The sequence below is a fragment of the Pseudomonas sp. MD195_PC81_125 genome (assembly GCF_014060985.1).
Lineage (GTDB): Bacteria > Pseudomonadota > Gammaproteobacteria > Pseudomonadales > Pseudomonadaceae > Aquipseudomonas > Aquipseudomonas parakoreensis.
The window spans coordinates 1-657 of the sequence record NZ_JABULD010000942.1 but is presented as its reverse complement, the minus strand read 5'-3'; the positions used below and the strand labels follow the sequence as shown (position 1 = coordinate 657).

Below are 657 nucleotides of genomic sequence, written 5' to 3'. Positions count from 1 at the left end.
GTCACGTCAATCACTTGAGCTCGCCGAGCGCGGTTTGCGTGCAGCGCAAGGTCGCATCAAGAGTGGCAAATCCTCACCCGTTGAAGGTACGCGCGCAGAGGTTCAGCTATCAGAAGTGCGCCTAGAGTTGAGGCGGGCTGAGCGGGATGAGGCCAGTGCCTACCAGAGACTCGCTCAGGTCATGGGGGCGCCTTTGCCTGCATTTGTGTCCGTAGGTGATCCAAATCGGTCGATGCCAACCGTGCCCGATTCGTCGCTGCTGTTTAGCCGAATTGGTGAAACTGCAGAGCTACGATTAGCAAAACTGCAAATAGATCAGCGGGAAGCCTCTCTTGGTCTTGAGAAGGCTCGTCGAATTCCGGACCTGACCGTGAGTATCGGGAGTCAATACGACGAGCGTGAGCGCGAGCGGGTGAATGTCGTAGGGCTATCTATGCCCATCCCGTTGTTTAACCGTAACCAAGGCAACGTACTGGCCGCAGCCCGCCGTGCCGATCAATCTCGCGACCTTCGGAATGCCAGTGAGTTACGACTGCGCACAGAGATCCAAACCACCTTAGATCAGTGGCTGACTGCTAACACTGAAGTGGCGTCGTTCAATCAAACCATCCTGCCTGCAGCGCAAAGTGCCGTCGATACCGCTACCCGAGGTTTCGA

Annotated in this window: 1 protein-coding gene; it reads left to right on the top strand. The window is 56.5% G+C overall.

Annotated features, from left to right (window positions below):
• Positions 1-657, top strand: a 657-nt coding sequence (locus HT737_RS30490) for a TolC family protein (RefSeq protein WP_182404679.1), incomplete at both ends; no start/stop codon positions are given.